Raw genomic sequence first — 16,133 nt, forward strand, 5'->3', positions numbered from 1 at the left:
AGCGCGCGGGTTCTGGCCTATTCATGGCCATGGCCTTCCTGCCGCGTCGGCCCCGCTTGCACATCCTGTGCAACCTTGGACAGGTGCTTGAGTAAATTCTTACCCGTGACCGATTCGGAGTACGAATTGGCGATTACGAGCGCCAATCCGACGGGACCCACCGCCGCCTTCGCCCAGGTGCCGGCGATCAGGTGCGCGCTGCCCTCGACGATCTTGCCGTCCATCAGGAGGCTCGCACCGGGCAAAAAGGCCTCGCCGAGCAGCTTGATCGCATTGTCGATCATCGGATTCTTGGGCGTTTCCATGGCGTTCTCCTCCGTGACCGACCGTCGCCGGTGTCCTTGCTTGGGGGCGTGCGCGACGGGGCGAAAGTACGTGGGGCAATTGAGCCTTGTCAACGCGGAGCTTCGCGCCTGTCCGCCGAGCGGTATCGGGAAATAGGGGACCCGGGGGTAGGTCTGCGTCCGAGGGTGTGTCAATTCCGAGCGCCTCCGCGCGCAATGCGAGCACAGGCGCGCCGTTCGTCGTCGTCGCCGAAGATTCGCGGTCGCGCCTTGACGCTCCAGGTCGAACCCCGTACCGTCGATTGAGGCCTATGCAAAACTCGAAGACGACGGATAACGCGGTCAAATTGCTCGGTGAGGCGCTCGTGCCCGGTGCCAGCCTGATGATGGACGGCAAGATCCTCTCCGGCGGTCTGCACACCATCGTCGGCGTGTGGGCCAAGATGGCGCTCGGCCCGGCCGGTCTGGCGGTCGTGCTCGCCAACTCCTACGCCCAGTCGACCACCGGCAAGGGCTTGCTCAAGCAGTTCAAGTCCGACGCGCCGAAGGGCGAGGCCCCGAAGGCCGAAGCGCCGAAGGCCGAAGCGCCGAAGGCCGAAGCCGCCAAGAACTGAGCCCACGCGTCCGCCTGGCGGACGCTGACGCCGCCACAGCGCCGTGTTCCTCCAGATCTGTCTCCTCGTCGCCGGTCTCCGTTACGGGCGCAAACTGCTCGATCGGAGCCCGCCTCCCGAGCCGCCACCGCCGGACGAACCGGCGCCGCTGCCGGCGGTGCCTGCTCGGCCGGAGCCGCCCTCGGCTGCGGCGGACGAGCGCGAGGAGATTCAGCGTCAGTTCGACCTCTCGCTGGTCTGTATGGGCCTGGCGACGGTCACCAATTTGTTCATCCCGCAGCTCCGCGCCTTGAGCGGCGTCGCGGTGCTGTACGCCGGGCTGCCGATCATGCGGCGGGCCTGGGAGATGATCGTCGACGAGAAGCGCGTCGGCGCCGAGGTGCTCGACACCGCCGGCATGGTCACGACCGTGGCGACCCGCCATTACGTGTCCTCGTCGCTGATGTTCTTCCTGTACGCCGGTAGCCGCCGGCTGCGGCTGATGACCGAGCGCGTCGTCCAGGACAGCATGGCCGACGCATTCCGGCGCCACGCCGAATTCGTGTGGGTGCAACAAGGCGACGTCGAGGCCCGCGTCCCGCTCGCCTCGGTGCGCGTCGGCGACGTCGTGGTCGTCGACGCCGGCGCGCCGATCCCCGTCGACGGCGAGGTCCTCCGCGGCCTCGCGCTCGTCGACCAGCACGCGCTCACCGGCGAGGCTCAGCCGCTGGAGCGCGGCGTCGGCGACCGCGTGTTCGCGGCGACCGTCGTGTGCTCGGGCCGGATCCACATCCGGGTCGAGACCGCCGGCGACGCCACGGTCGCCGCCGAGTTCGCCGGCATGCTCGATCGCACCGCCGACTTCACCAGCAGCCTCGAGGCCCAGGGCCAGCAGATCGCCGACCGCATGGCGCTGCCGACCCTCACGCTCGGCGCTGCCGCCCTCCCGCTGGTCGGCCCGCAAGGCAGCATCGCTCTGCTCAATTCGAGCTTCCTCGACAGCATGCGCATGTTCATCCCGCTGAGCATGCTGCAGCACCTGCGCAGCGCCGCCGACGCCGGCGTGCTCATCCGCGACGGTCGATCGCTGCAGAGCCTCGGGCAGGTCGACACGATCGTGTTCGACAAGACCGGCACCCTCACTCTCGGGCAGCTCCGCGTCCGTCGCGTGCACCCGTGCCGCGGCGTCGATCCCGACGAGCTCCTGCGCCTCGCCGCCGCCGCCGAGCACCGGCAGTCGCACCCGATCGCCCGGGCGATCGTCGACGAGGCGAGCCGCCGTGGGCTCGAGCTGCCCGCCGTCGAGGACAGCACCGTCGAGCTCGGCTTCGGCCTGTGCGTGGTCCACGAGGGCCGCCCGATCCGGATCGGCAGCCGCCGCTTCATGGTCGCCCACGACGTCGACGTCGCCGGCGTCGACGTCGACGACGACGCCCAGCACCTCCGGCTCGCCTCGCACGTCTACGTCGCGCTCGGCGAGCGTCTGCTCGGCGTCCTCGAGCTCGAGCCCACGGTCCGGCCCGAGATCGAGGGCCTGCTGAAGAGCCTGCGCGACCGCGGATTCTCGCTTCACCTCGTCTCGGGCGATCACGAGACGCCGACCGCGGCGCTCGCGGACGCTCTCGGATTCGACCATTATCAGAGCGGGGCGTTGCCCGCGGACAAGGCGCAGCTCGTCACCGAGCTGCAGGCCCGGGGCCGGCGCGTCTGCTTCGTCGGCGACGGCATCAACGATTGCCTGGCCCTCACGCGCGCGGCCGTGTCCGTGTCGTTCGACGGCGCCTCGCCGGCCGCCCTCGACAGCGCCCAGATCGTCCTGACCGATCTCGCAGCATTACCGGGGTTGTTCGCGCTCGCGGACGCGTACGAGCGCGACGTGAGGCGCCTGAAATGGGCGCTCGGGGTCCCCTCCGCGCTCGGAATCGCGGGGGTCCTGGTCGCCGGATACGGTGTCCCGGCGATGACCGCACTTTATAGCGTGAGCATGGTCGCTGGTTTGGGTGTGACCTTTTGGCCACACGCGCCGGCGATGGGCAATACGGCGGCCCCGGGCGCCCGGGTCCCCGAGGATCTGCACGCGATCGAGCTGCCGGCCGCGGCGAACTGGTGAGCGCCGATCCGGCGATTCCGCGGCCCACGGAGTTGCCCTAACATGGCGCGTATGACCACACCCACCATCACGCTGCGGATGGCCGAGTCGCGCGACGAGGTCACCGGTGACAGCGGCGCTCGCGTCGTCGACTTCATCATCCTCCAGACCAACGACGTCTACGACGCCATGTCCGTCGAGGGCGGTCGGCGCGGCGGCCTCGCCCGCGTGGCGACCCTGCGCCGGCAGCTGGCGCGGGAGAACCCCAACCTGCTCTCCGTCCTGGTCGGCGACTTCCTCGCCCCCTCGGCGATCTCCGCCGTCACCGGCGACTGCGGGCTGCACATGATCGAGGCCCTCAACGCGACGGGGCTCACCCACGTGACGATGGGCAACCATGAGTTCGACCTCCCCGAGGCCGAGCTGCGCCAGCGGATCGCCGAGAGCGACTTCAAGTGGATCGTCTCCAACGTCAAGGACGGCAACAAGGCGCCGTTCGACAAGGTCGACGAGCACGCAGTGGTCACCTTCCAGAACAGCCACGGGGACGCCGCCCGCGTCGCCCTGCTCGGCTTCTGCATCGACATGGTGAAGAAGCCTTGGCTCAGCTACCAGAACCCGATCGAGAGCGCCAACCAGCAGGTCGCCGCGTTCGGGGACAGCGTCGACGTCGTGGTCGCTATGACGCACCTGACCATGGCCGAGGACCGCCAGCTCGGGACCGAGGTGCCGCGCCTCGACGTGCTGCTCGGCGGGCACGAGCACGAGGCCGCGAGCGCGTTCGTCGGCGCCGACATCACCCCGATCTTCAAGGCCGACTCGAACGCCCGCAGCGCGTTCGTCCACCGCTTCCGCTTCGACCCGAAGACGCGCACCACCTCGCTCTTCTCCGAGATCGTGCAGATCGACAGCAGCCTCGAGGAGGAGCCGGAGACGGCCGAGGTGGTCCGCCGCTGGCGTGACATCACCTTCGCCAGCTTGCGGGCCCAGGGGACCGAGCCGCTCGAGGTCGTCGGTCGGACGAGCGTGCCGCTCAACGGCAGCGAGGGCGATCTGCGCAAGCAGCCGACCAACCTCGGCCAGCTGATCGCCGAGACCTTCCTCGCCGAGGTCCCGGACGCCGAGGGCGTGATCCTCCCGGCCGGCCAGATCCGCATCGACGGGGTCATCCCGCCCGGCGACATCGTCGCCTTCGACGTCGTCCGGATCTTCCCGCTCGGCGGCAAGCTGAGCGTGCTGCGCATGCCGGGCACGATCCTGCGGATGATGCTCGACGGCGGCGCCGCGAGCGTGGGCCAGGGCGGCTTCCTGATCCGCGCCAACATCGACCCGACCGGCGACGGCGGGTGGACGATCGCAGGCGCGCCGCTCGTCGACGACAGGACCTACACGATCGTCGGCGCCGAGTTCCCCGCGGCCGCGCTCGCGTACCCGCCGTTCAAGGGCAGCGGCACGAGCAAGCTTTATGACACCCGCGAAATGCGGGCGATCCTGACCGATCGACTGCGCCGCGATCTCGTCGGTGCGCCGGCTGCGGGGCAGGACGGCGCCGTCGCGGCCACCTGATCCTTTGCATCGTCGGTCGCGGATTTGGTACCTTCGAGCAATGAGTAGCTCCGTCGATAAGGCGACCGACGCCGGCGTCAGGAACCTCCCGCAGCTGCCCGGCCTCGAGGTCGTCGGGCGCGCGATCTACCTCCGGCCGTACCTGCCGTATACGCTGGGCCAGCTGCTGTTCGAGCGCGGCGAGAGCCGCGTCATCAGCTCCAAGGAGACGCGCGAGAATTACCAGCTCCCCGTCCACTACGAGGTCAACGACAGCCCGCCGTTCCCGATGAACGAGTCGCTGAACCAGGTGATCATCGAGGAGTCGTGGGACCGGTTCGAGAAGCAGATGAGCATGGACGCCAACGCCGCGATCGGCAGCGGCACGTTCAGCGTCAACGCCAACAGCAGCTGGAACAGCCGGCTGCGCGCCGAGCAGGAGGCCTACTACGCGGTCCGCAGCTCGTTCGTGCCGCTGTGGATGGTCTACGTCCCCAACCCGAACGACTGCATCGCCGAGGTGCGCGACCCCGACATCCCGGCGCCGTTCTCGCACGAGCACCGGCAGAAGTACGACGAGTTCTTCCGCCGCTGGGGCTCGCACTACGTGCGGGGCGCGTGGGTCGGCGGCAAGTCGATGCTGGTCTTCACGGTGCTCAAGTCGTCGCAATTGAGCAAGGCGGCGATCCACGCCGGCATCAAGGCCAGCTTCGGCGCGACCAGCGGCGGCGCCAGCAACAAGGACGAGGAGAACAAGGAGCGGCTGCGCAACAGCTCGCAGTGCACGGTGATCGGCAAGGGCGGCGACGAGGTGCTGCTCGCGGCGATGAGCTCGCTCGACCAGGCCGCCTACAACAATTGGCTCAAGACGATCCCGCAGAACCCGCAGGTGATCGAGCTCGACGTCGCCGGGATCTGGACCCTGGTCCGCGACTCGGCCAAGGCCACCGCCCTGCTCGAGGCCTACCGCGAGGCGGTCACGTTCGAGCCGATCAAGGCCGTGTTCGACATCGGCTCCGACCTGTTCTTCGTCCGCGGCAGCAAGTTCGTCCGCTACGAGCGCGAGCTCAAGCGCACGCACCGGCCGCTGCCGATCCGCGAGCTGTTCCCCGCGCTCGAGGAGGAGGGCTTCGACCGCATCGACGAGGCCTTCCGCGGCAGGAACCTGGTGTCCCCGGAGGGCGAGCGCCTCGACCGCAAGCTGTTCGTGGCCCGGCGCGACCGCATCCTCCGCATCGACATCGACACCCGCGCCAAGGATCCCGGCTACCCGATGCCGATCTCGCAGGCGTTCCCGGGGCTGCCCTTCGAGCGGATCGACGCCGCGCTCGTGGTCGGCTTCGACTCGATCTACATCTTCTACGGCAACCAGTACGTGCGCTTCAACCCGGTGACGAACCGGGTGGAGGACGGATACCCGCAGCCGATCTCCAAGCGCTGGGTCGGCATCACCTTCGATCGCCTCGACTCCGCGGTGTATTGGGGCAACGGCAAGGTGTACTTCTTCAAGGGCGATCAGCACATCCGCTACGATCTCGCCAACTACCGCTCGGATCCAGGGTTTCCGCGGCACGTGGTCGGCAACTACGTCGAGGACTGGAAGTTCGTCGACGAGTGATCCACCCGATGTCGAATGAGGCAGGTGAATGATGTCCGCAGACAACGAGAAGTCCACACAAGCGGCGAAGATCGTCCGCAGCCACATGTTCGGATCGGTCGCCGCGGGGATCGTGCCGATCCCGCTGCTCGACATCGGCATCCTCGGCGGGGTCCAATTGCGCATGGTCCGCAAGCTCGCCGAGCTCTACGACGTCGAATTCTCGGAGCAGCGCACCCGCGTGCTGCTCAGCTCGCTGGTCGGCGTCGGCCTCGCCGGGACTGCCGGCAGCGTCCTGAAGATGCTCGCGCCCGGGGCCGCCAAGGCGCTGTTCGGCCTCGGCTCGCTCGCGGTCGGCCCGGCGACGACCTACGCGATCGGGCAAGTGTTCATCAAACACTTCGAGTCCGGCGGGACGATCTGGACCTTCGACGCCTCGCGCGCCAAGGAGGACTACGACGAGGAGCTCGAGCAGGGGCAGCGAGTGGTCGAGGAGACCTACGCGGGCATCCGGCCCTGAGCGCGCCGGCGACTCACGACAGCCGGTCCACGAGCCCCGCGGCGCCCTCGCGCAGGCGTGGATCGGCGTCGAGCTCCGCGCGGAAGTGTGCGCGCATGCGGGCGACGTCCAGCGTCAGCAAGGTCCCGCCCGACTCGAAGTGAGCCGCGAACAGCTTGCCGATCGCGTGGGTCACGGCGCCGCCGAGGGCCGAGACACCGACCGCGCCGACCAGCGCGCCGAGCCCCGGCACGAGTCGCCACAATCCGCGCGCCAGCCGGCGGGTCATCGACACCGTGCCGAATCCGCCGAGCAGCGCCGCGACGGCCGTCCGGGCGCGCTCGCTCGAGAAGTCCGCCCCGTGCAGCTCCGCGAGCGCCTCGATCATGTCGACCTGCACCGCCGTCAGCGCGATCGCATCGAACGTAAGCGTGCGACGAACCGCGTAGTGACGAGTTCGGCCTCGAGGCGCTACCAGGCACCTCGGAGGCTCGAAGATGGACGACGACGAGAAATTGGACGATCGCGGGGCGCTGATCGTGGGGCCGGAGATGCCGAGGCGCGGCAGGTTCACGCTGCTGGTCTCGGATTCGTTCTGGCTTGATGTCACCGAGATCGGCGATACGGTGCGGCTCGACTTCAGGCCGAGGACGATCCGCGAGCGGGTGGAGCTCTGGCGCAGGAAGTGGGGCCTATGACGACGCAGGAGCGCTGGCGGGCCCACGTGGACGCGTGGAAGTCGAGCGGCCTGTCGTGCAGGGCGTACGCGGCGAAGGCCGGCATCAACCAGCGGACGCTGACGTGGTGGAAGTCGAAGCTGGCGGGCGCGGGCGCGACGGAGCCAGCGCCGGCGAGCTTCGTCGAAGTGACGGAGCATCTCCCTGCGCCGGCTGCCGATGTCGGGGTGATCGAACTCGACGTCAGCGGCGTGCACGTCCGGGTACGAGGTCGCGTGGAGGCCGAGGCGCTCGCGCGCGTGCTCGACGTGCTGGAGGCGCGCCGATGATCCCGACGTCGGTGCGGATTTTCGTCTGCACGCAGCCGTTCGACATGCGGCGCAGCTTCGATGGACTCGCCGCGGCAGCGAAGCAGGTGATCGGCGAGGACCCGCGGAGCGGCGCGCTGTTCGTGTTCACGAACCGGCGCTCGAACCGGCTCAAGGTGCTCTGGTGGGACAAGAACGGCTACTGCATGCTGTGCAAGCGGCTACACCAGGCGCTGTTCCGGCTACCGTCCACGCGTGACCCTTCGGACAGGTCGGTGATCGTCGACGGGCGCGGCCTCCACGAACTGCTGCGCGGCGTCGCCTCGGCGCCACGACAGCGGCAGGCGCGAGATCGCTCTTGACTCCTACGTGGCAGGGAGTATCAGAGAGAGGCCGTGAACGAGGCCGCCTACCGCCAGCTTGAGGCTCGAGCGAGCAAGCTCGAGGCAGTGGTCGACAGCCTCAGCGCCGAGCGCGAGCAACTGGCGGTAGAGCGCGAGCAGTACCGCAAGCTCTACCTGCAGACGCTCGAGCGGTGTGCGACGCTCGAGCGGGGGATCGTCGCCGGCAGGCAAGCCGAGCGACACGCCGTGGACGACTCACAGCTCGCGCTGCAGGTCCTGGGCATGCTGCTCAGCCCCGACGAGCAGGCACCGGCGCCGGAACTGCCCGAAGAGACCGATCCGGAAGTGCCGGAGCGCGAGCGTGCGCCGCGGCGGCCCACGGGTCGGCGGAAGCTGCCGGAGCACCTGCCGCGCGTCGACATCGAGGTGCTGCCGCCCGAGGTGCAGCAGGAGGGCCTCGCCGCGTTCAAGCGGATCGGCGAGGAGGTCAGCGAGGTCATCGAGCGTCGGCCCGAATCGCTGGTCGTGGTCCGGCTCGTGCGGCCGAAGTTCGTGCGCATCGCCGAGGACATCGCGGACGCGTCGCCGGTGAAGATCGCCGAGCCGCCGGAGCGGCCGATCGAGCGCGGGCTCGCCGGGCCCGGGATGCTCGCCGACACGATCGTCCGCCGGTGGCAGGACCACACGCCGCTGCACCGCCAGGAGAGCATCTACGCCCGCGACGGCCTCGAGCTGTCGCGCTCGACGATCTGCGGCTGGCACGAGCAGCTCGCCGACCTCGTCGAGCCGCTCGTGGAGGCGATGCTGCGCGATGCTCTCGAGGCACCGTACCTGTGCACCGACGCGACCGGCGTCCTCGTGCGCGCCGAGGAGCAGTGCCAGCGTGCCCACTTCTGGGTCCTCGTCGCGCCCGAGCGCCACGTTCTCTACCGATTCTCGCACAAGCACGACAGCGCCGCGGTCGACCGCTTCCTCACCGGCTACAAGGGCTACCTCGTCGCCGACGCCCACTCGGTCTACGATCATTTGTACAGCACAGGCGACGTCGTCGAGGTCGCGTGCTGGGCGCATGCGCGGAGGTATTTTTTCAAGGCCCTGACCTCGGACCCCGAGCGGGCCGAACGCGGCCTGGCGCTGATCAAGGGCCTCTTTCGTGTCGAACGCTCGATCAAGACTGCGCCGCGGAAGAAGCGCGAGGAGACCCGCCGCGAGAAGTCGCGGCCGATCGTCGATGCCTTCTTCGCGTGGTGCGACGAGCAGGCGGCCGTCGTCCTCGACGAGACGCCGATCGCCAGGGCGATCCGCTACGCGCAGAACCAGCGGACCGCGCTCACGCGCTTCCTCGCCGACGGCCGTCTGCCGCTCGACAACAACGTGAGCGAGCGGAACCTCCGCCGCGAGGTGCTCGGCCGGAAGAACTGGCTGTTCCTCGGCAGCGACGAGGGCGCCCGCACCAACACGCTCTTCGTGTCTCTCCTGGCGAGCTGCCAGATCCACGGCATCGAGCCCTGGGCCTACCTGCGCGACCTCCTCTGCCTCCTGCCATCCTGGCCCAAGAGCCGCGTCCTCGAGCTGGCTCCCGCCTTCTGGAAGCAGATCCGCCAGCACGAGGACGCTCAGCAGCGTCTCGCCGCCAACGTCTTCCGCGCCGTCACGCTCGCCGAACATGCCTCGCCGGTGTAGTCCGGGCCTGGCCGCGCGGGCGGCAGGGGGGCGCGGATACGGTCGTGCTCGAGGGATCGACGAACCGCTTAAGCGCGAGAGTGACCGAGCGGCGGCGCGAGCTCGGTCACCACTTCGTGCGCCGTGCCGCGGTCACCGCTCCAAAAGTGCGTCCGCGAGGAACCGGAGCTGAGCCGGGGTCTGATCGAGGACGGCCGCGTCCATGCGACGAGGATGCCTCCGGTGGGTCATTCGCGGAGGTGGGCGCTGTCGTACGCCGATCGGACGTCCGCGCAAGTGGACCGCGGAGACGGCTATCGTGTGGCCCATGCATAGAACCTTGTTATTCGTCGCGCTGGTGAGCGGGTGTGTCGAACGAGTCCAGCCCGATACGAGCTCGGCGACGGCGGACGAGCCGGAGACGACGGCAAGCGAGCAGACGACGACCGCGGACGAGCCGACGACGACGACGGGGCCCGAGCCGACGACGACGGGTGAACCAGCGGAGACGACCAGCGCGCCGCACGTCCCGGAGGGGCTGTTCATGTGCCCGGAGACCGAGCTGTGCCCGCGCTGGGACTGCGCGGACGGGTGCGACGAACCTGGCCCCGCGGGCATGTGCGTCTTCAAGGCGCTGCAAGACCGCGCGGCCGGCTCGCTGGAGATCGAGCGCTGCGTCGGCACCTGCACGGTGTACCGGCTGATCCCGCGTGGCGAGGCGACCGGCGCGGCGCGCTGGCAGTGGCAGCGGCAGACGAGCCCGCCGGGCTACTCGGCGGTGCACGACTGCGAGCTGCAGTCGCCGGAGTTCTTCTCGGGGTGTCTGGCCGAATTCACGGCGGTGTGCGCCGATCCGGCGGAGTGGGTGAAGAATTGCTTGCCGACGTCCGCGGTGTGCTTCGATTGAGTCCGGCGTACGGGGGGCAGAGGGCCAGCCAACTCGCGAGCTCCTCCTCGAGGTACGCCGAGAGGCTCGTCCATACGAGCTCGGCTCGGGCGTCGGGTTGTCGAGCTCGGACTTCGCCCACTTCCTCTCGGCGTTCTTCGTCGGCTGCGTGGTCGTCGACGCAGGCCTCGGCGTCGCCTGGTACCTCTGGCCGACGTCGCACAACCCCTACGCGCGGCCTATCCCGCGCCTCTGAGCGGCCGCCTTGGTACGGCGCGACGGGCCGCGATGCCTCAACTGCGCAGGCGACGAGGGACGCAACGTGCGCCGCTCGAGGTCGACGGATGGGCGGGCAAGGACCTGGACCTCCAGATCGGCCCCCGCAGGCTGGCCTTCACCTCGGAAACCTTCATCCTCTCGTTCTCGCTGCCGAACTTCCATTTCCACGCCGTCACCGCCTACGACATCCTGCGGTCGCACGGCGTGCCGATCGGCAAGCGCGACTACGAGGGGCAGCTGCGCACGCGGACGGCCTGAGGCGGGGTCCCGCGCCGACCGGGTCAGCGCTGCTTCTTGGCCGTGGTCGCGTGAAATCGGGATCCTTGTTCGCGACCCAGTCGACGAACTTGCGCACCGCGGGGTTGGCCAGCAGGCCTTCCACATCCATCCCGTGGCGCCGCAGCTCTTCGTCTCGCTCCTGGCTAGCTGCCAGCTCCACGGCATCGAGCCCTGGGCCTACCTCCCCGACCTCTTCTGCCTGCTCCCCGCGTGGCCCAAAAGCCGCGTCCTCGAGCTCGCCCCGGCCTTCTGGAAGCAGACCGCCGAGCAGGAGGACACTCAGAAGCGCCTCGCCTCCAACGTCCTCCGCGTCGCCACGCTCGCCGCGCATGCTGGTGGGTCCGTCGAACGGATACCATCGAACCACGGGAGCGGCACCAGCCCGAGGCCGATCGCCAGCATCACGTGGCGACGCACGATGTCGTGGGCCTGCTGCGCCCGCGCATCGGCGACGAGCGCCGCGACCGACCCGGCTACGGGCGGGGCGACGCTCTCGGCGGAGGCATCGCGGGGCGCGGCCGAGACCTCGACCGCCGGCGCGGCGCGCTCGACGGAGGCATCGCGGGGCGCGGCAAAGACCTCGGAGCGAGGCGTGTCGATCGCCGGCGCGATGCTCTCGGGGGAGGCATCGCGGGGCGCGGCCGAGACCTCGATCGCCGGCGCGACGCTCGCGGCGGAGGCATCGCGGGGCGCGGCCGAGACTTCGGAGCGAGGCTCGACGGAGGCATCGCGGGGCGCGGCCGAGACCTCGGAGCGAGGCGTGTCGATCGCCGGCGCGACGCTCTCGACGGAGGTATCGCGGGGCGCGGCCGAGACCTCGATCGCCGGCGCGACGCTCGCGGCGGAGGCATCGCGGGGCGCGGCCGAGACTTCGGAGCGAGGCGTGTCGATCGTCGGCGCGACGCTCTCGGTGGAGGCATCGCGGGGAGCGGCCGAGACCTCGATCGTCGGCGTGGCGCTCTCGGCGGAGGCATCGCGGGGAGCGGCCGAGACCTCGGAGTGAGGCGTGTCGACCGCCGGCGCGATGCTCTCGGCGGAGGCATCGCGGGGCGCGGCCGACGTCGAGGAGCGAGGCGAATCGATCGCCGGCGCGCGCTTGAGGGCGAGCGCCGCTGCGGCCCGTGACGGCGCTTTCACGGTCACGACGCGGGTGTCTCGCGAGACGTCGACGAGCGCCGCGAGCGCTGTCATGGTCGTATGAATCACCGGCTCGACCTCCGCGCGCTCGAGGTCGCGGCTGCGGGCGAGCTCCTGGCCGTTGGCGGCGAGCACCGCGAAGAAGCACGGCGCCGACGTGACGTGCGCGCGGTAGTGCGAGCGCACGCTGCCCGCCGCGATCACTGCGCGCACGCCGGCCTCGCAGCTCTTCGTCGACCTGTACGCGTGCGAGAGGAGGAGCGCGTGGCCGTCGACGTCGTTGAAGCGGAAGTGGAGCAGACGGGCGGTCGCCGCGACGATCTCGAAGCCCGGCGCGCCCGGTGTGCTCATGAGGTGGAGCGGGTACGGGGTAGGGCGGGCGCGGGCGCGGGCGGCCGTGGACGACCGGGAGGACGACCTGGCCAGCGCGGGCGCCTCGCCCAGCAGCCAGGACCTCGCCGCCGCCAGCTCCGACTCGGATTTGAACACCCGACTGCGAGCGAGCTCGCGGCCGTTCCGCCCGACGACGACGAAGTGGCGCGGCTCCTCGCCCTCCGGCACGCGGTAGCGCTTCGCGTCGCCGAGGGCCTGGACGAGCGAGCGCGCCTGCGCGTCGCGCTGGCGGCGACCGGAGAAGCCCGGCAGATACAGCAGCGGGCGCCCGTCGGCGTCATTGACATGAGCCGAGTGCAGGCCGTCGCTCGCCCGCTGCAGCGCCTCGAGGCCGCGTCGTCGCGAGCGCGACGGTTCGTCGAGCGCGTAGCTCACCCGCACGGCCTTCGCCACCCGACGCCGCCGCGCCCGCGGCTCGCCGGGCACAGTCACCGGGAACTGCGACTCCGAGCTCGCCCACCGCCGCAACGCCGCGAGCGTGGCGTCGGCGTCGGCCGCGTCGGCGCGGGCGACGACCTCCGCAATCGTCGCCCCGCGTCCGTCCCTCAGCGTGAACGCGTGTCGCCGGCCCTCGCCGTGGCGGGTGGGCCGCGTCTCGTCCCGCAACGCGCCGACGATCGCCTCGACCGTGCGCAGGCAGCTGTCGACATCGGCGCAGGGAGTGCCGAGCACGCCGACGCTCCCGTCGTCGAGCACGATTCGTGCGAGCCAGGAATCGGGCGCGCGACGCGAGAGCTCGAAGCGCATGAGGCGGTCCCACGGCAGGATGCCAGTCGCCGGCCGTCCCCTGCAACCAGCGACTTTGCGCCCTCTCGGCGACGCACGCGATCTCGCCCGTGCCTCAATCGGTGGTGTCTGCGGGCTCAGCTGTAGGCTCGTCGAGCATGCGGACCAGCCCGAGCTTCGCAGCGACCGCACCGCCTGCGCCGATCGCCATCAACGCGGCACCGGGGAGGCCGCCGGTCAGGGTCACCGCGCAGGCCGCGAGCATGACGCCGGCCGAGGTCGACACCGCGCCGGTGCTCGCCTCGACCAGGACGTGCTCGCACGCCTGCTCGCCGGTCATCTCGCCGCGCTGATAGGCGAGCAAGCCCTCCACCGCGCCGAAGATCGCGTCGACGACCAGCCCGATCGCGCCCGCCCGGGTCGCCGTTCGCAGGAGCTGGGCCCCCGCGGCCCTGGCCGTCGTCGCCCTCGCGGCGTCGCCGGCCAATGTGCGGACGACCGCCTGCGAGGTCTCGACGATGCCCGCGGCGTGGAGCGTCTGCGCGGCGGCCTGCACGGCGACGGCGGCCCTTCCGGCGATCTCGTTCATGACGATGTCGCGCTGCTCGCGGAGGTGGTCGTCCATGAACTGTCAGTCTAATGAGCCCCTCCACGCGGTCTTGTGGGGTGGATCGCCGTCCAGGCGGCGGACCGCGCGCTGAACGACGAATGTCGTGACCGCGGCGAGGCGACGCGCGCAGAGCGATGAATCACCCGGGTCTGCGATGAGCGTCACGCGAGGCGACGCTCTCGGGGGGCGCGGCGGGCGAACTCCGATGCGCGCGACCCGAGAGCTGCAGGTCCAGGTAATCGTGGGTGCGTCGATCCACGAGGACACGAACGACGGAGCCGGCGCACCCACTTGTCCGGAGCTTTTTATGGGGGGCCCCCGGCGGCGTCGCGGACGCCGCCGGAGTGACGGGCGCCGGGTCGTCCGGGACGGGGACGGCGCCAGGGGCAGCTTCGGGGGCGCGAGGCGCTGCCCCCGGTGGAATCAGCGCACCAGCCACTCCTTGCCGTTCAAGAGGCCCTTCGTCTTGTCGCGAGTCTCGTGGAAGATCGCCATCACCGCGGTGTTGTCGAAGGAGCGGTCGAGCTCGTCCAGACGCTCGACCTCTTCGTCGGACCAATCGGGGTGGTAAATATCGAAGTGGAGGATGATGCGGGTGCGATCGGACCGGTTCCACGCCTGGTGCGCGAAGGAGTCGTCCCAGATCTCGACCTTGCCGTCCTGCCACTCGAACAGCTCGCTCCCCACGTTGAGATAGCAGCCCTTGGGGGCCACCAGGGGCAGGTGGACCCGCAGCACGCCGTTGCGCGGGCCGTGGTGCGTGGCGATGTGCGCTCCGGGGTGGAGCGCCGAGAACACGCTGGGGGCGCGGCGGTTGAAGCGGGGGATGGACTCGAGGAGCTCGACGGTCTTGGGACAAAGGGCCTGGTTCTCCAGGATCGGCCCGCCCATGTAGAGATACATGACGTTCCACATGGAGGGGGCGCTCGTGTCATTCGCGAACACGACGCCGTTGTCGCTCTTGACGAGCCAGCGCTCCGTCCCCTCCTTCTCGGCCGGCACGTACGGCTGAAACCCCTGGTTGTTCGCGAGCACCTGCAGGAGCTCTTCCTTGATCACGGGGTATGCCGCCTCGAGCCGGGGCACCCAGTCGAACTCGGCGGTATCGTAGCGCATCCGCGCGGTGACGCCGGGAGAGAAGAACAGCGGCCGCATCATCGGGTGGGTGTACGGCGACCTCGTCCGCATGATCCGGTCGCGGTCGAGGTTCCACTCCATCAGCGACTTCATCCCGAGCTCGCGCATGCCCTTCTGCACCGTCGGCAACCTCTCGACCTCGCGCTGGAAGCTGAAGATGGCGTCCACATCCTCGCGCGAGAGCCCCTTGGAGCCGCCGCGGACCAGCCCCTTGAGCACGGAGTCCGGGAGCATCGGCACCAGGCGGCTCATCAGAAAGCGAAAGTCCGACTTGCCCGTGCTCCTGCCAATCTCGCTCTGGAACAGAAAGGGCACGTCCTCTTGCTTTTCCGGGGAAGTACGCCCCGGTGAGCCCTCTCGGGCGAGCCTCTCGCGCGCGGAGTCCGGAAGAAGTGACAGTAGGCGGTCCGTCAGCAAGCGAGTCTCCGACATGGCCCTCTCCCTACCATAATAGGTATAAAACTTCAAAACGGCCATGAAACTTTCAAGTCTGCCGAAGGGAATCCTGCCGTCCTGCGGCGAATGAGCTGGACCGCCCCCGTGCGCCCCGGCGACCGCCGGTCGAGCGGAACTGCTCGTAAGGCGCTCACCCAACCCGGCCACGGGGACCGGCTTGCGAGCCATCTCATGTGTTCAGGGGCCCCGGCTCCTCCGGCGCGCAGATTCGGTGGGTTGCTCGGAGCCCCGGCGGAGGCGCGTGGCCGCCCATCGCCCACGGAGCCGGGCTCACCGGGGGTGCCGGCAGAGCGCGAGAGAGATCGTCCGAGCGGGCCGGTGCGAGTCGTGGTGCATGCAATCCACGCGACACCCGGAGGTTTGCTCGCTCTGGGCGATCGACAGAAGCGCAGGCCCGAAGTGCCGGGAATGGGGCGTCGCGAGCGGGGTCCGGGTCACAGCATTGCCCTTCAAAAATCTTCGCCGTCGTCCGGGACGTTCGTGGCGCTCTCGTCATTGCACGGCCGCGTCGCCGGACCTCCCGAGCTCGATCGCTCGACCCGCGGCCTGCGATGGGTGCGCGAATCGCCGCGTCTGGCCGCCCGAGGCACGGGCAGGCCGTCGACGTGACCATCGAGGGGCCGTCTGCCGGT

Annotated in this window: 17 protein-coding genes and 1 pseudogene; 13 read left to right on the plus strand and 5 right to left on the minus strand. The window is 69.9% G+C overall.

Annotated features, from left to right (window positions below; translation table 11 throughout):
- Window positions 1-17: 17 nt before the first annotated feature.
- Window positions 18-305 carry a DUF6072 family protein gene (locus O0S08_RS10735; protein ID WP_269038987.1) on the minus strand — a complete coding sequence of 96 codons (288 nt, stop codon included), beginning with the start codon at window positions 303-305 and terminating at the stop codon, window positions 18-20.
- 290 nt (window positions 306-595) lie between these two features.
- Between O0S08_RS10735 and O0S08_RS10740 the strand changes: the two genes are divergently transcribed.
- The 5 genes from O0S08_RS10740 to O0S08_RS10760 are packed head-to-tail and all read left to right on the plus strand — an operon-like array spanning window position 596 to window position 6,628.
- A complete protein-coding gene (locus O0S08_RS10740) occupies window positions 596-898 on the plus strand; it encodes a DUF6072 family protein (protein ID WP_269038988.1) in 303 nt (100 codons plus the stop codon).
- A 43-nt stretch (window positions 899-941) separates the two neighbouring features.
- Window positions 942-2,987, plus strand: coding sequence for an HAD-IC family P-type ATPase (locus tag O0S08_RS10745; RefSeq protein WP_269038989.1), 2,046 nt, complete (start codon window positions 942-944; stop codon window positions 2,985-2,987).
- 51 nt (window positions 2,988-3,038) lie between these two features.
- On the plus strand, window positions 3,039-4,532 hold the full coding sequence (locus O0S08_RS10750; protein ID WP_269038990.1) for a bifunctional metallophosphatase/5'-nucleotidase: 1,494 nt from the start codon (window positions 3,039-3,041) through the stop codon (window positions 4,530-4,532).
- 40 nt (window positions 4,533-4,572) lie between these two features.
- Window positions 4,573-6,129 (plus strand): hemopexin repeat-containing protein, encoded by a 1,557-nt coding sequence (locus O0S08_RS10755; RefSeq protein ID WP_269038991.1) that lies wholly within the window; start codon window positions 4,573-4,575, stop codon window positions 6,127-6,129.
- Between the two features lie 31 nt (window positions 6,130-6,160).
- Entirely contained in the window at window positions 6,161-6,628 is a 468-nt protein-coding gene (locus O0S08_RS10760; protein WP_269038992.1) for a YcjF family protein, read from the plus strand.
- 13 nt (window positions 6,629-6,641) lie between these two features.
- On the opposite strand, the gene O0S08_RS10765 is transcribed toward O0S08_RS10760, so the two are convergent.
- Window positions 6,642-6,995: a hypothetical protein gene (locus tag O0S08_RS10765; RefSeq protein WP_269038993.1), complete on the minus strand. Its 354-nt coding sequence runs from the start codon at window positions 6,993-6,995 to the stop codon at window positions 6,642-6,644.
- A 109-nt stretch (window positions 6,996-7,104) separates the two neighbouring features.
- Between O0S08_RS10765 and O0S08_RS10770 the strand changes: the two genes are divergently transcribed.
- The 8 genes and pseudogenes from O0S08_RS10770 to O0S08_RS51255 form a co-directional block, all read left to right on the plus strand.
- Window positions 7,105-7,305: a hypothetical protein gene (locus tag O0S08_RS10770; RefSeq protein ID WP_269038994.1), complete on the plus strand. Its 201-nt coding sequence runs from the start codon at window positions 7,105-7,107 to the stop codon at window positions 7,303-7,305.
- Window positions 7,302-7,613 carry an IS66 family insertion sequence element accessory protein TnpA gene (gene tnpA, locus O0S08_RS10775; RefSeq protein ID WP_269038995.1) on the plus strand — a complete coding sequence of 104 codons (312 nt, stop codon included), beginning with the start codon at window positions 7,302-7,304 and terminating at the stop codon, window positions 7,611-7,613. Before O0S08_RS10770 ends, tnpA begins: the two co-directional genes overlap by 4 nt.
- Window positions 7,610-7,954, plus strand: a complete 345-nt coding sequence (gene tnpB / locus O0S08_RS10780) for an IS66 family insertion sequence element accessory protein TnpB (protein WP_269038996.1) — start codon at window positions 7,610-7,612, stop codon at window positions 7,952-7,954. The genes tnpA and tnpB overlap by 4 nt, the downstream gene beginning before the upstream one ends.
- Window positions 7,955-7,987: 33 nt before the next feature.
- Entirely contained in the window at window positions 7,988-9,619 is a 1,632-nt protein-coding gene (gene tnpC / locus O0S08_RS10785; protein WP_269038997.1) for an IS66 family transposase, read from the plus strand.
- 307 nt (window positions 9,620-9,926) lie between these two features.
- Entirely contained in the window at window positions 9,927-10,505 is a 579-nt protein-coding gene (locus O0S08_RS10790; protein ID WP_269038998.1) for a hypothetical protein, read from the plus strand.
- A 97-nt stretch (window positions 10,506-10,602) separates the two neighbouring features.
- On the plus strand, window positions 10,603-10,740 hold the full coding sequence (locus O0S08_RS10795; protein WP_269038999.1) for a hypothetical protein: 138 nt from the start codon (window positions 10,603-10,605) through the stop codon (window positions 10,738-10,740).
- Between the two features lie 32 nt (window positions 10,741-10,772).
- On the plus strand, window positions 10,773-11,021 hold the full coding sequence (locus O0S08_RS10800; RefSeq protein ID WP_269039000.1) for a DUF1993 family protein: 249 nt from the start codon (window positions 10,773-10,775) through the stop codon (window positions 11,019-11,021).
- 133 nt (window positions 11,022-11,154) lie between these two features.
- A pseudogene (locus O0S08_RS51255) lies at window positions 11,155-11,274 on the plus strand (transposase domain-containing protein); the annotation flags it as partial.
- 47 nt (window positions 11,275-11,321) lie between these two features.
- On the opposite strand, the gene O0S08_RS10810 reads toward O0S08_RS51255, so the two are convergent.
- The 3 genes from O0S08_RS10810 to O0S08_RS10820 all read right to left on the minus strand — a co-directional run bounded on the left by O0S08_RS10810 (window position 11,322) and on the right by O0S08_RS10820 (window position 15,360).
- The gene (locus O0S08_RS10810; RefSeq protein ID WP_269041968.1) at window positions 11,322-13,319 is read right to left on the minus strand and encodes a hypothetical protein; all 1,998 of its coding nucleotides are present in this window, start codon (window positions 13,317-13,319) and stop codon (window positions 11,322-11,324) included.
- Between the two features lie 94 nt (window positions 13,320-13,413).
- Window positions 13,414-13,923, minus strand: a complete 510-nt coding sequence (locus O0S08_RS10815; RefSeq protein WP_269039001.1) for a magnetosome protein MamC family protein — start codon at window positions 13,921-13,923, stop codon at window positions 13,414-13,416.
- A 408-nt stretch (window positions 13,924-14,331) separates the two neighbouring features.
- The gene (locus O0S08_RS10820) at window positions 14,332-15,360 is read right to left on the minus strand and encodes an aspartyl/asparaginyl beta-hydroxylase domain-containing protein (RefSeq protein ID WP_269039002.1); all 1,029 of its coding nucleotides are present in this window, start codon (window positions 15,358-15,360) and stop codon (window positions 14,332-14,334) included.
- Between the last annotated feature and the right edge of the window lie 773 nt (window positions 15,361-16,133).

Origin of the sequence: Nannocystis punicea, from assembly GCF_026965555.1 — a bacterium.
GTDB lineage: Bacteria > Myxococcota_A > Polyangia > Nannocystales > Nannocystaceae > Nannocystis > Nannocystis punicea.